At 55.7% G+C, this 12,521-nt stretch carries 12 protein-coding genes; 4 read left to right on the top strand and 8 right to left on the bottom strand.

Annotation, left to right across the window (positions count from 1 at the left end; genetic code table 11):
* Nucleotides 1-53 precede the first annotated feature (53 nt).
* From EKL30_RS12380 to EKL30_RS12365, 4 genes are all read right to left on the bottom strand, one after another.
* A complete protein-coding gene (locus EKL30_RS12380; RefSeq protein ID WP_126707533.1) occupies nt 54-1,028 on the bottom strand; it encodes a beta-ketoacyl-ACP synthase III in 975 nt (324 codons plus the stop codon).
* 21 nt (nt 1,029-1,049) lie between these two features.
* Nucleotides 1,050-2,132 carry a phosphate acyltransferase PlsX gene (gene plsX, locus EKL30_RS12375; protein WP_126707532.1) on the bottom strand — a complete coding sequence of 361 codons (1,083 nt, stop codon included), beginning with the start codon at nt 2,130-2,132 and terminating at the stop codon, nt 1,050-1,052.
* A gap of 46 nt (nt 2,133-2,178) precedes the next feature.
* Nucleotides 2,179-2,361, bottom strand: a complete 183-nt coding sequence (gene rpmF, locus EKL30_RS12370) for a 50S ribosomal protein L32 (RefSeq protein WP_126707531.1) — start codon at nt 2,359-2,361, stop codon at nt 2,179-2,181.
* Between the two features lie 63 nt (nt 2,362-2,424).
* Nucleotides 2,425-2,943, bottom strand: a complete 519-nt coding sequence (locus EKL30_RS12365; RefSeq protein WP_126707530.1) for a DUF177 domain-containing protein — start codon at nt 2,941-2,943, stop codon at nt 2,425-2,427.
* 330 nt (nt 2,944-3,273) lie between these two features.
* Between EKL30_RS12365 and EKL30_RS12360 the strand changes: the two genes are divergently transcribed.
* From EKL30_RS12360 to EKL30_RS12350, 3 genes are all read left to right on the top strand, one after another.
* Complete coding sequence (locus EKL30_RS12360) at nt 3,274-3,855, top strand: Maf-like protein (protein ID WP_126707529.1); 582 nt, start codon at nt 3,274-3,276, stop codon at nt 3,853-3,855.
* Nucleotides 3,856-3,937: 82 nt separating this feature from the next.
* The gene (locus tag EKL30_RS12355) at nt 3,938-4,618 is read left to right on the top strand and encodes an SAM-dependent methyltransferase (RefSeq protein WP_126707637.1); all 681 of its coding nucleotides are present in this window, start codon (nt 3,938-3,940) and stop codon (nt 4,616-4,618) included.
* 73 nt (nt 4,619-4,691) lie between these two features.
* Nucleotides 4,692-5,471, top strand: coding sequence for an N-acetylmuramoyl-L-alanine amidase (locus EKL30_RS12350; protein WP_126707636.1), 780 nt, complete (start codon nt 4,692-4,694; stop codon nt 5,469-5,471).
* A 27-nt stretch (nt 5,472-5,498) separates the two neighbouring features.
* Here EKL30_RS12350 and EKL30_RS12345 read toward each other — a convergent pair whose 3' ends face one another.
* The 4 genes from EKL30_RS12345 to EKL30_RS12330 form a co-directional block, all read right to left on the bottom strand.
* Nucleotides 5,499-6,128, bottom strand: coding sequence for a sulfite oxidase heme-binding subunit YedZ (locus tag EKL30_RS12345; RefSeq protein WP_126707528.1), 630 nt, complete (start codon nt 6,126-6,128; stop codon nt 5,499-5,501).
* Nucleotides 6,129-6,136: 8 nt separating this feature from the next.
* Entirely contained in the window at nt 6,137-7,105 is a 969-nt protein-coding gene (gene msrP / locus EKL30_RS12340; RefSeq protein ID WP_126707527.1) for a protein-methionine-sulfoxide reductase catalytic subunit MsrP, read from the bottom strand.
* Nucleotides 7,106-7,215: 110 nt separating this feature from the next.
* A complete protein-coding gene (locus tag EKL30_RS12335) occupies nt 7,216-7,884 on the bottom strand; it encodes an HAD-IA family hydrolase (RefSeq protein WP_126707526.1) in 669 nt (222 codons plus the stop codon).
* A complete protein-coding gene (locus tag EKL30_RS12330; RefSeq protein WP_233583066.1) occupies nt 7,881-8,834 on the bottom strand; it encodes an RluA family pseudouridine synthase in 954 nt (317 codons plus the stop codon). Before EKL30_RS12330 ends, EKL30_RS12335 begins: the two co-directional genes overlap by 4 nt.
* Nucleotides 8,835-9,333: 499 nt before the next feature.
* Between EKL30_RS12330 and EKL30_RS12325 the strand changes: the two genes are divergently transcribed.
* Nucleotides 9,334-12,510, top strand: a complete 3,177-nt coding sequence (locus tag EKL30_RS12325; protein WP_126707524.1) for an Rne/Rng family ribonuclease — start codon at nt 9,334-9,336, stop codon at nt 12,508-12,510.
* Nucleotides 12,511-12,521 lie beyond the last annotated feature (11 nt).

The following is a 12,521-nucleotide window of genomic DNA, read 5'->3' as shown; positions in this document are numbered from 1 at the left end:
ATAAATAGTGAAAGGAATTGATAGCAAGGCGCTGGCATCCGGCCAGCCAGCCTTTACATTCTTACCAGCACTGAACCCCAGGTAAAACCGCCGCCAACCCCTTGCATCATCACCAGATCACCGGTCTTTATCCGGCCGTCCCGCCGGGCCGCATCGAAGGCCAGAGGCACACTGGCGGCCGACGTGTTGGCATGCTTGTCGACGGTGACTACCACCTTGTCGTCGGGTATACCCAGCTTGCGGCCCAGAAAATTAATAATGCGCACGTTCGCCTGATGTGGAACCATCCAGTCAATCTCGGACAGCGCGATTCCCGCTTGCTTGCAGACTTCATGCGCCGACTTGGCCAGACAGTTCACGGCGAGCTTGAATACCGCCTGACCATCCATACGCAAGAAAGGGTCGCCCGTTACCTTGCCAAAAGAGACATTGCCTGCGGCACACAGAATCTTCATTTGACTGCCGTCGGCATTCAACTGCGCAGCGATTACACCAGGCTCATTGGACGCTTTCAACACAACCGCACCTGCCCCATCGCCAAACAGCACGCAGGTTCCGCGATCGTTCCAGTCGAGAATACTTGAGAACACTTCAGCGCCAATGACCAGGGCAGTCTTAGCCCTACCCGCCTGAATGAATGCGTCAGCAGTCGTCAGCGCATAGACAAAGCCGCTACACACGGCCTGGATATCAAAAGCGGCACCGCCCTTGGCGCCGAGATTGGCCTGAACCAGACATGCCGTACTTGGAAAGACGAAATCAGGCGTAGAGGTCGCCACAATGATCAGATCAATGTCGTCTGCAGTGACGCCAGCGTCGTCCATCGCAATTTGAGCGGCGCGGGTGGCAAGCTGGCTGGTTGTCATGCCCGCATCGGCGATATGCCGTTGGCGAATCCCTGTACGCTCGACAATCCAGGTGTCGGATGTTTCGATCTGTCGTGTAGCCAGATCGGCGGCTAGTTCGTCGTTGGATACGACACGCGGAGGCAAATACCCTCCGGACCCTATTATTTTGGCATAAGGCATAGTAGCTTCCACACACCTGAGCTATAGCGCAGGATCAGAAAATTCGTTGGGGATCTTCGTCGATTCGGCCGCGGCGGCTTGTAGACTTTGACGAAGGCTGGCAATAGCGCCTGTTGTACCAGCAAGCAAGCCATTGTGCACTGCTTCACGGGCGCGCTGTAATGCACAGCCAAACGCATAACTATCGGCAGAACCGTGACTTTTGATGACTATGCCCCGCAGGCCTAGCAACGCTGCGCCATTGTAGCGACGATTATCGACGCGATCCCGAAACCGATTGAGGACCGGTTTGGCAAGCATTCCTGCCGTCATCGAAAGCGGATTGCGGGTAAACTCTGCACGCATCATGGTGGCCACCATTTTAGCCAGGCCTTCCATTGATTTGAGCACAACATTGCCCACGAAGCCATCGCATACGATGACGTCTACCGTACCTTTGCAGATATCATCGCCTTCAACGTTACCGTAGAAATTCAACCCGCTGCTGCGTAGCAGCTCGGCCGCTCGCTTTACGATCTCGTTGCCCTTGATGACTTCTTCGCCAATATTAAGCAGACCGATGGTCGGACGCTCACGATGATCGATAGCCGTTGACAGCGCAGACCCCATGATGGCGAACTGCAGCAAGTGCTCGGCGGAGCAATCGACATTGGCCCCCAGATCGAGCATGGTGGTGGCAGTGCCCTTCTGGTTGGGGATCGACGTAGCGATCGCCGGCCTGTCTATGCCGTCAAGCGTCTTCAGAACATAACGCGTAATAGCCATCCAGGCGCCGGTGTTCCCGGCCGAAATGCAGGCATCGGCACGGCCATCCTTGACAGCCTGGGCCGCTACGCGCATCGACGAATCCTTCTTGCGCCGCAATGCAACCTCGATTGAATCGCCCATAAGGACGACCTCCGAGGCGGGAAGAATTTCGTACCATCCGGCGCCTAAACTGTTCTGGGCACGCAGACCGTCTTCGATGCCCGCAGTGTCCCCCGCGAGCAGCAAGCGCGTATCGGGGTTCTGCTTCGCAAATTGACAGGCTGCAGGGATAGTGACCGGCAAGCCGATATCACCGCCCATACAGTCTATGGCGATTCGAATCTCAGTTTTCGACATCAAATGTGCAATCTGTAGCGCTTATAGCAAGATCGCAGACAACTGATTATTCGTCGTTCTTGGATTTGAGTACTTTGCGGCCGCGATAGATGCCGTTGGGGCTGATGTGGTGACGCAGATGCAGTTCGCCCGTAGTGGGCTCAATTGCCGTCGAAGGCGCGACGAGGAAATCGTGCGAACGGTGCATACCGCGTTTAGACGGACTCTTTTTGTTTTGCTGAACGGCCATGATGACTCCTGTAAACGGGTCGCTATTGTACGCGAAAGTTCCCGCTAGTTAGTTTCGGTAAATTCAATCTTTTTTTAGTTGGCCCAACACCGCAAACGGCGAAGGACGAACCGAGTCGCTGCCGGATTCTTCTTCAAGAGGCTCCGACAACGACACACAAACATCGTGCTTGGGCACGTAGGGCAGGTTAAGGATGATCTCATCTTCAACCAAAGCCAGAACGTCCAGGCGCTGCGATCCGAGAATCCGCTCGATGGCTTCATCGGGATCTGCAACGAGGGCATCGTCGACCTCAAGATCAGCCTCGGAATTGACCACTTGCAGGCGATTATGGCTATCAACCAGCCATTCGAACGGCTTCAAGCAGCGTTGACACTCGAGCATTGGCCCAGCTTTTACATGCACGTGCAAGAAACGCTGACCATACGAGTCCATTTCGCCCCTGATAGTCCAGGACACCGAAGTACTTTCCTGATCAGGCAAATCTTCAACCAGACGCTCGAATAGATCAATCGGAGCCTGGCCGTGCACTTCCTGGCCCGCACGGGTAAGCTCGTACGTGTCAACATACTGTATATCCACGTTAAGTCCCCATCCCGAAATTCAATCATAATTCAACCGGCTATTGTAGCCCGGCCCGGTTATTTGACGCCTTCGTCTTTAACAATAAAGACCCGGCGCAAAAACCACGGTAACCTATTGCCAAGGTTGTGGACGCGAACCCGCACCCACAAATGAACCCTTTGGACTGCCCTTAATACTGTTTTCCTAGTACTGTTTTCTAGTACTGCGTACTTTCTGCCGCATAGCGGCGCAAGTAAAGCCATGCCTTGGCCTGCGCGAAATAGGAAAACATTAGATAATAGCGTGCGCAGCCGATCTTCGTCAAACCGAAACACCAAATACAGCACTATGCGTCTCATCCTCGCCTCAAGCTCCCCCTATCGTAAAGAAATGCTAGAACGTCTTGCCATCCCCTTTACGACCGTAGCACCTGCTATCGACGAGACTCCGCTACCCGGTGAAAGCCCGACCGCACTGGCCTTACGCTTATCGCTTGCCAAAGCGATGGCAGTGATACCCGCCCATCCCGACGCGCTCGTCATCGGATCCGACCAGGTCGCGACAATTGACGGCTCGCCCATAGGCAAACCCGGGGATTTTGACCGCGCGCGTGCCCAGCTCAAACAGCTCAGCGGCCAGACGGTAGAATTTCATAGCGCCCTATGCGTCACCGACGGCCAACGTCACGAAATCAACGACATCGTCACGGTTTGCCGGTTCCGCAATCTCAACGACGACGAGATCGACCATTATTTGCGATATGAACAACCCTACGATACGGCGGGCAGCGCCAAAGCGGAAAGTCTGGGTATAGCGTTAATGGACAGCATGCAATCGGATGACCCCACGGCGATTATCGGTCTGCCCCTGATTGCGCTAAGCCACATGCTGCGTTCTTTCGGAATCAATCCGTTAACGTATGGAAAATAAGCAAAGCCTCGGCAATTTATGCCACCATCCATCTGGAGAAGCAGTGAAATCAGCCGGAACCCTACATTTGATACCTGTCGGCATGGGCGAAGCGGCCCCTGCCATATGGCTACCGCAAGCCGTACAGGAACTTGCCGGACGCCTTACGACGTACATCGCCGAAAACGCCAAAACGGCACGCACATTCTTGAAGCTGATCGGTACGACCACCCCCTTGCAAGATATAACCATTCACACCCTTGATAACAAAGCAGATGTCAAGCAAATGCAATCCTGGCTTAAGCCATTGCTCGCAGGCGGCGAGATCGGACTTGTCTCCGAGGCGGGTTGCCCGGCAGTCGCAGACCCTGGCGCCAAGGTGGTGGCTGTAGCCCACACTATGGGAATACGGGTCATACCATGGGTGGGACCCTCTTCCATATTATTAAGCTTGATGGCCAGCGGTCTTGATGGCCAACGCTTTGCTTTTCATGGTTACGCGCCCGTTGAACCGTCAGCACGAGCTAAACAACTCAAGACCTGGGAGATCGATTCGCTGCGAAATGAACAAACTCAAATCCTGATCGAAACCCCTTACCGCAATGACGCTATGTTCGACACCCTCAAGCAAGCACTCAAGGGGAACACCCGTCTTTGCATTGCACGATCGTTAACGACACATGACGAGCTTGTGCAGACCCGTACTGTCTCCGAATGGAAAGCGCTACCCGTTCCAGATCTTTCAAAAAAGCCCACTATCTTCCTGTTCTTGGCCGGACGTTGATTCGATGCCCCCAATTTTTTTTGCCGTTGGCCGGAAAAAAACCACCGTCACTTTGATGTTGCGCAAAACCACGATGTACGCCAGGGGCCTATTGATAGCCTGCGCCGCGATGCTGCTTGCCGCCTGCGGTGCACGCGGCCCTGCCGGGCTGGATATTGATCGCAGCATCGTAGCAAAAAGCCAGAACAGCCGGGTTGAATTCCTGGTGGTGCACTACACCTCTTTGAACAACGAGGCTTCATTGAAGGTTCTATCCCAGAATAATGTCAGCACCCATTACCTTATTACGAACGACCCGGCGCCCCGCGTGTACCAGCTGGTCGACGAAAGCCGCCGCGCCTGGCATGCGGGTGAAAGCGAATGGTTCGGCCGCAGCGATATGAATGCGGGGTCTATCGGCGTCGAAATCGCGAACCATGGTCGGGATGGCGACACATGGGAACCTTACTCCCCCGCACAAATTGAAATCGCAGCGACTTTATTTCTTGACATCATCAAACGCCACCAGATCAAGCCTTTCAATGTTGTCGGCCACAGCGACATTGCACCTCAACGCAAGATCGATCCGGGACCCTTGTTTCCATGGAAAGAACTGGCCCTAAAAGGAATAGGTCGCTGGTATAACGAAGCTCAGGCAAAAACATACGAACAAGAATTTCTGCGCGACGGCTTGCCGGATGTACCTTGGTTACAACAAGAATTGAGCCGTGCTGGATATAAGACACCAAGAACTGGGGTGCTGGATAAAGCCACAACCAATGTAGTGGCTGCCTTCCAAATGCATTATCGCCCTGCCCGTTACGACGGCCAGCCTGACGCCGAGACACTGGCCATTCTTAGAGCGCTGCCGTAGCCCAAGCCAAAGCGTGCTCCGCGTACCTCAGGACGTTCGCCGCCTGACGAAAAACCACACGCGAACCAATAACAATACGGCCAGGACAACTCCATATACGTATGGGTCGAAAAAATCATTTTTGCCGGCCCGCACCAGCCAGAAATGCCACACCGATAAGGCAGCAATCAAATAAATTGAACGGTGCAAGGATTGCCAATGGTGGCCCATACGGTGCATCCATCCACGTGTTGACGTGCAGGCCAGTGCCACCATGGGCACAAAAGCGATCATGCCGATCAAGATGAATGTGCGCTGCACGATATCATCCCACATCGACGCCAAAGACCAGTCCCGCTCCCAGAATGCCCATCCCAGCAAATGCAGGCAGGTATAAAAAAAAGCAAAAAGCCCCAACATGCGGCGCAGACGGACCAGGGCCGGCTGCTGAAAGATGCGGCGCAAGGGCGTAATGGTCAACGTCAATAGTAATGCGACAAGGGCCCAGATGCCCGACGAGCGAATCAGGAACTCTGCCGGATTCGCACTCAAACCATCAGTGAAACCAAGCCACACCCAGCGGAATACTGGATACAAGGCGAGAATGAAAACCAGTGGCTTGATCTGCGCAACGTTTTTCGACGTCCAGTTGACGCGCCCCGGTGTGGAAGCTGGCATACGAGCGTTCAATAATTCTTCCTAAGGTCCATGCCGGCATAAAGCGATGAGACCTGCTCGGCATAGCCATTGAACATCAGGGTTTCAACCCGTGGCGCGAAAAAACCGTCACCTATGCGCCGTTCTGTAGCCTGGCTCCAGCGCGGATGTGCCACCTGCGGGTTTACGTTGGCGTAAAACCCGTATTCTTGAGGCGCGGTTTCGACCCAACTGGTGGCAGGCATTTTCTCGACCAAGCGGATTTTTACGATTGATTTACCCGATTTAAAGCCATATTTCCACGGAATGGCAACCCGCATGGGCGCCCCGTTCTGATTGGGCAAGGTTTTGCCGTAAACGCCAAACACCAGCATTGTCAGGGGATGCATTGCCTCGTCGATACGCAAACCTTCGCGGTAAGGCCAGTTAATAATCCTATCATCCAGGCCCGGCATGTTCTTGGGTTGAACCGCAGTGACGAATTCAATGTACTTCGCCTTGCTGGTGGGCTCGACCTGCTTTAACAGTGTAGAAAGGGAGTAACCACTCCAGGGAATCACCATTGACCAGGCTTCGACACAACGCAAGCGGTAAATGCGCTCCTCGATAGGAGCGAGCTTGAGCAGGTCGTCAATATCAAACGTTCGCGGCTTGGCTACCTCGCCCTCGACACTTACGGTCCAGGGGCGGGTTTCCATTTTGTGGGCATATTCGAAGGGATCCGACTTGCCCGTACCGAACTCATAGTAATTATTGTAAGAACTAACGTCCTTCTCGGAGGTCAGCTTATTGCTTAACCAATAATCGGGATTCGGCGTGGCGGGCAACACAGACTGAGAGGCTGCGGCTAACGTAGATCGAGGGGATGAAAGTAGTCCACCAGCGCCAAGGGCCAAAGCCCCAGCACCCGCTTGCTGCAACCACTTGCGGCGCGAGAGCCAGACCGCTTCCGAAGTGATCTCCGACGCTGGAATGCTGGGTATTCTGATTTTGGACATGTCGATCCTCGTTCTGCCACATGGTCATAAGACGATATTGCACAAGAAAAAGTTCCTGGGCAAGCCAAGTCCGCGATATCGACATACCATCGCGCCGAAAGACGAGCCGTTCAGACCGAGGGAATCGTAACGCGATCCAACAACCAGGCCTGCATCTCGGCCACACTGGATACCATTACCGTGGGGCGTGATTCCAATAAGGTGCGCTGGTCATGGGCACCATAGGTTACTGCCATACTATCCACACCTGCGCTTGTAGCCATCTGGATATCATGCGACGTGTCACCCACCATTAGCACTTGCTCGGGCGACAAACCAAGTTCATCCATAATTTCGAGCAACATTGCAGGATGCGGTTTGCTCATGGATTCGTCGGCACAGCGAGTTGCATCAAAGTGAGCCTGCAACTTCATGTTACCCAGGACTCTGTCAAGGCCTACACGACTTTTTCCGGTGGCCACACCCAGTATTATCTGGCGCGCACGCAAAAGCTCAAGCAAATTCACTATGCCATCGAATAACTTGATCTCCGGATCACGGCGCAGAAAATGAAAACGGTAGCGCTCAAGGAACAGGGGCAGCTTGTCGGCTGTCAACGTTGGAACGCAGTGGTACAGGGCGCTTTCCAGCGAGAGGCCAATGACCCAACTGGCCTGGCTCGCTTCCGGCACCGGCAATTCGACGTCTTCGCATGCTGATTGGATAGCCGCCACGATCGAATGCGTCGAGTCCATGACCGTACCGTCCCAATCAAAAACAACTGCCTCATAGCGTTTCACGAATTTTTCTCCAGATAGTCAATAATTTGCGTACAGGCGGTCGGAAGATCTGCAATAAACGCCATGGGTTCGCCAGTCAAGGGATGAGGTATTTCGAGGCGGCAAGCGTGCAGAAACATACGGTTGAACCCGAGCCGGGCAAATCTTGCCCGTACGTCGTCTGAACCGTATTTATCATCGCCCACAATAGGATAGCCCGCCGCTGCAAGATGGACACGAATTTGATGAGTTCGGCCTGTACGCAGTTCAGCCCCTACCAGCGTGTAGCGGCCATAGCGTTTCTGCAAAGTAATGATGGTGTGCGCCAATTTGCCTTCCGGGTCGACCTTGACGCGCCGTTCGCCCGAGGCCGTCAGCCACTTCAGCAATGGCTGACGCATATGCTGTTTGTCATTGACCCAATCGCCGACAACGAGCGCTTGATAATGTTTGCGTCCGCCGCCTTCGCGCATCATGTCGTGCAGCGCAACCAAAGCCTTGCGCTTCTTGGCAATTAGCAGCAAGCCCGAGGTTTCGCGGTCCAGGCGGTGAGCGAGCTCCAGAAAGGGAGCATCCGGCCTGGCCGCCCTCATCTGCTCGATAACGCCGAACGATACTCCGCTGCCTCCGTGCACGGCGACACCGGCCGGTTTATTTATCACTATTAGCGCGTCGTCTTCGAAAACGACGGGAAATACGGCCGGCGGCACCGTCCGTGCTTCATCCACCCTTGGAAGACGCAAGGGGGGCACGCGCACTGTATCACCCTCCTCAAGCCGGTAATCCGCCGAGATGCGTCCTTTATTGACCCGAACTTCGCCTCCGCGGATGGCTTTATACAAGTGGCTCTTGGGTACACCTTTACAAAGGCGCAGCAAGTAATTGTCGATGCGCTGACCTGCCTGTTCTGCGCCAATCTGTACGAAACGTACGCTCGGAGCGGGGTTTTCGGTAATAACTGTTTTGCGCATAGGGAAAAGCGGCATATAATCGCGTCAGCCTATAGAAGCTGAAAAAAACCGCCAAACGTAGAGATGCAAGGGTGCGTCTCCGTCGGACGAACAAGGGCCATATTGTACTGCCTGCCTTTCAGCTTCTGGGTCATTTGGTCGACGGGGCAAGCACGATCTGGAAATAGTGGTGTGGCACGGTGCCCGCTGTTTGCTCAGATCTCCTGCCATCCGCGTGCGGCACTGAATCTTTTTGCGAAGTTTGTCATCGTTTTATGCACCAGCCGCGAATTCACACACGCGACTGCCGTTCCCAGCAACTTTTTGTCAACCACTATAGTGAACCTGACCTTCCTGCTGACTGAACAGCGTACCTACCGGTCCGCCGTGCCATCCTGACACAAGGTGGGCACTGCCGACGCAGTCAGCACGCCCCCGCTGCAGATTTAGCGCCACACACCGAGTGACCCGCGGTCGTGCGCCGATTATCGGTGCGCCATGACTACGGAGAAATACACTCATGAAACGAATGTTGTTTAATGCAACGCACCAAGAAGAACTACGCGTTGCGATCGTCGACGGTCAGAAGCTTATTGATCTCGATATCGAAACGGCCGGCCGCGAACAGCGCAAAGGCAATATTTACAAAGGCGTTATAACCCGCATCGAGCCAGGCCTCGAAGCATGCTTTGTTAGCTATGGTGAAGATCGCCACGGCTTTCTTCCCTTCAAAGAAATTGCCCGCACCTACTTTAAAGAAGGCGTCGACGTACGCACTGCGCGGATACAAGATGCGCTTGCCGAAGGTCAGGAACTCATCATCCAGGTCGAAAAGGAAGAACGCGGTAATAAGGGCGCAGCCCTGACCACGTTTATCTCGCTTGCAGGCCGTTACCTGGTACTCATGCCGAATAACCCGCGCGGCGGTGGCGTTTCACGCCGAGTCGAAGGCGAAGACCGCCAAGAACTGCGCGAAACGATGGATCAGCTCAATATACCGGCTGGCATGAGCATCATCGCGCGCACCGCGGGCATCGGCCGCAACGTCGAAGAACTGCAATGGGATCTGTCCTATTTGATGCAGCTCTGGAACGCCATCGACGCGGCTGCCCGCGAGAACAAGGCTCCTATCCTGATTTACTTGGAATCAAGCCTGGTCATTCGCGCGATTCGGGACTATTACTCCCCGGAAATCGGCGAAATTCTTATCGATACCGACGACATCTACGAACAGGCCACAGCGTTCATGAGCGTCGTCATGCCCGACAACGTCCAACGAGTCAAAATGTATCGTGACGACGTGCCGCTATTTTCCCGCTTCCAGATCGAACACCAGATCGAAACCGCTTATTCGCGCACGGTGCAACTACCGTCCGGCGGCTCTGTCGTTATCGACCACACCGAAGCTCTGGTAGCGGTCGACGTTAACTCGGCGCGTTCCACGCGCGGTTCCGACATTGAAGAAACCGCCATGCGTACCAACCTTGAGGCCGCTGAAGAGGTCGCCCGGCAATTGCGCCTGCGCGACCTTGGTGGCCTGATCGTCATCGACTTCATCGACATGGAGGAAGGCAAAAACCAGCGAGCCGTCGAACAACGTCTGCGCGACGCTCTGCACTTCGACCGGGCACGCGTGCAAATGGGCAAGATTTCGCGTTTCGGGCTTATGGAACTCTCGCGGCAACGTCTGCGCCCTGCCCTTAACGAAGGTTCGCATATCACCTGCCCTCGCTGCAATGGCACCGGGGTGGTTCGCGACGCCGAGTCCAGCGCATTGCACGTCCTGCGCCTGTTGCAAGAAGAGGCCATGAAAGAAGGCACCGCTGCCCTGCACGCTCAGGTGCCTGTGGACGTTGCCACTTTCCTTCTGAACGAAAAGCGCGGCGACATTACCAAGATTGAATCGCGCCTTAAGGTGAACCTGGTTCTCATTCCCAACAAGAACCTCGAAACACCACACCACCATATCGAGCGCTTGCGCCACGATGATCCGCGATTGGAAGAAATTGCCACCAGCTTCGATCTCGTGACACAACCCGAACCCCAACTAACCTGGGCACCTAACAAGGCACAAGAGGCTAAAACCCGGCCCGAAGCCCTGGTTAAGGGCATTACTCCTTCGGAACCAGCGCCCGCCCCATCGGCTCCGGTGCAGCGCAAGCCTGCCGTAACCGCTACCCAAGCACCTAGCCTGATCAAGCGACTGATCAATTGGTTAACCGGTACTGCAACGGTTGCTACTCCTGAGCCTGTGGTTGCAGCCGAAAAAACACAACAGGCGAACCGCAACAAGAACGCTCGCCATAATGAACGCCGCGAACGCGGTCACGGTGGGGATCGAAATCGCCAGCGCCGGGGCGAACGACGGCCTGACGCCGTTGAAGCCAAAGTAGACGACGCGGTGGCGCCTGCATCCCGGCCACGCCGTCAGGTCGCCGCACAAGACGCCAGCGCGCCTGTACAAGAGGTTCGCGCCTCGGGCGTTACCGTATCGCCCGCCCCCACTTCTGATAACGCTGAGACAGGGACCTCTAGCCGCGGCGGTCGCAATCGCCGTGGACGTGGACGCAATCGCCGCGAAGAAACTCAAGGCGAAGGCGTTGAAATCGACAATACCGACCTGCCTCTGACAGCAGCTGCTGAAGCCTCGCAATCCGCGATCGCTGCCACAGAAGCCGGAGATCAGCCAGTGGTAGTGACAGATAGCGAAAGCACCGGCGAACAGTCGACTGATAACGATCAGCTTGATCCAGAACGCAAACGCCGTCGTCGCCGCAGCCGTCGTGGCCGTCGCGGCACGGAAACCGGTGCCGAAACGTCTGATTCGCAAGACAGCGAAAGCGATATCGTTGACGAATCGCAGGCATTCGTATCTCATGCGACTCCCGCGTTCAATCCGCAGGTCTTGCCGGCTATTGCAACCGCACAGGGCGGATTCGCCGACGCTGAACAAGCGCCGACGGAAGCGGCCCCTGCTCCAGTCCAGGCTACTGCTCCTATCCAGGCTGCTGCTCCCATCCAGGCTGCCGCTCCCGTCGAGGCCGCTGCTCCCGCTCAGGCTGCTGCTCCTGTCGAGGCTGCTGCTCCGGTCAAGGCTGCTGCTCCTGTCGAGGCTGCTGCTCCAGTCCAAGCTGCTGCTCCCATCCAGGCTGCTGCTCCCGTCGAGGCCGCTGCTCCCGTCGAGGCCGCTGCTCCCGTCGAGGCCGCTGCTCCCGTTCAGGCTGCCGCTCCCGTCCAGGCTGCTGCTCCCGTCCAGGCTGCTGCTCCCGTCCAGGCTGCTGCTCCCGTCCAGGCTGCTGCTCCAATCGAGGCTGCTGCTCCGACGCAAGCCGCAGTTCCCGTTCAAGTGGACACTGCCACTTCAGTAGAGACTACTTCAGCACAATCAGCGCCGCAAATCCCTGAAACGGTCTCCGCCGCTCCTGTGACACCTGAAAAGGCGACTGAACAGGCTGCTGCTCAGGTGAGCCCTGAAGCTACCACAGCGCCGTCGATCCCGGCAGCACCAGTGGAACAAGCGGAAGCCTCAAGCACTGCTACGACTTTGGAAAACATCGTGTTACCGGCTGGAATGGAACTGATAGAAACCAAAGCCGCCGCAGCCGAGATGCCAGTTGCTCCTGTACGCCTGGGACGTGCACGCAAGCCCGCCGCGACCGTCGCAAAGGATTCGTTGCAGCAGGTAGAGACTCACTAAGCAATTATCTG

The sequence above is a fragment of the Candidimonas sp. SYP-B2681 genome, from assembly GCF_003971065.1.
GTDB lineage: Bacteria > Pseudomonadota > Gammaproteobacteria > Burkholderiales > Burkholderiaceae_B > Pollutimonas.
Note: the sequence above shows the minus strand (reverse complement) of the source record. Positions and strands in the feature narration are given on the sequence as shown.

What these genes read in the sequence shown, in the direction of transcription:
- EKL30_RS12330 (WP_233583066.1), bottom strand. Translation starts at nt 8,834, where the DNA reads ATGCGCAAAACAGTTATTACCGAAAACCCCGCTCCGAGCGTACGTTTC.
- EKL30_RS12345 (WP_126707528.1), bottom strand. Translation starts at nt 6,128, where the DNA reads ATGCCAGCTTCCACACCGGGGCGCGTCAACTGGACGTCGAAAAACGTT.
- EKL30_RS12380 (WP_126707533.1), bottom strand. Translation starts at nt 1,028, where the DNA reads ATGCCTTATGCCAAAATAATAGGGTCCGGAGGGTATTTGCCTCCGCGT.
- msrP (WP_126707527.1), bottom strand. Translation starts at nt 7,105, where the DNA reads ATGTCCAAAATCAGAATACCCAGCATTCCAGCGTCGGAGATCACTTCG.
- EKL30_RS12355 (WP_126707637.1), top strand. Translation starts at nt 3,938, where the DNA reads ATGGGCGAAGCGGCCCCTGCCATATGGCTACCGCAAGCCGTACAGGAA.
- plsX (WP_126707532.1), bottom strand. Translation starts at nt 2,132, where the DNA reads ATGTCGAAAACTGAGATTCGAATCGCCATAGACTGTATGGGCGGTGAT.
- EKL30_RS12360 (WP_126707529.1), top strand. Translation starts at nt 3,274, where the DNA reads ATGCGTCTCATCCTCGCCTCAAGCTCCCCCTATCGTAAAGAAATGCTA.
- EKL30_RS12350 (WP_126707636.1), top strand. Translation starts at nt 4,692, where the DNA reads ATGTACGCCAGGGGCCTATTGATAGCCTGCGCCGCGATGCTGCTTGCC.
- rpmF (WP_126707531.1), bottom strand. Translation starts at nt 2,361, where the DNA reads ATGGCCGTTCAGCAAAACAAAAAGAGTCCGTCTAAACGCGGTATGCAC.
- EKL30_RS12325 (WP_126707524.1), top strand. Translation starts at nt 9,334, where the DNA reads ATGAAACGAATGTTGTTTAATGCAACGCACCAAGAAGAACTACGCGTT.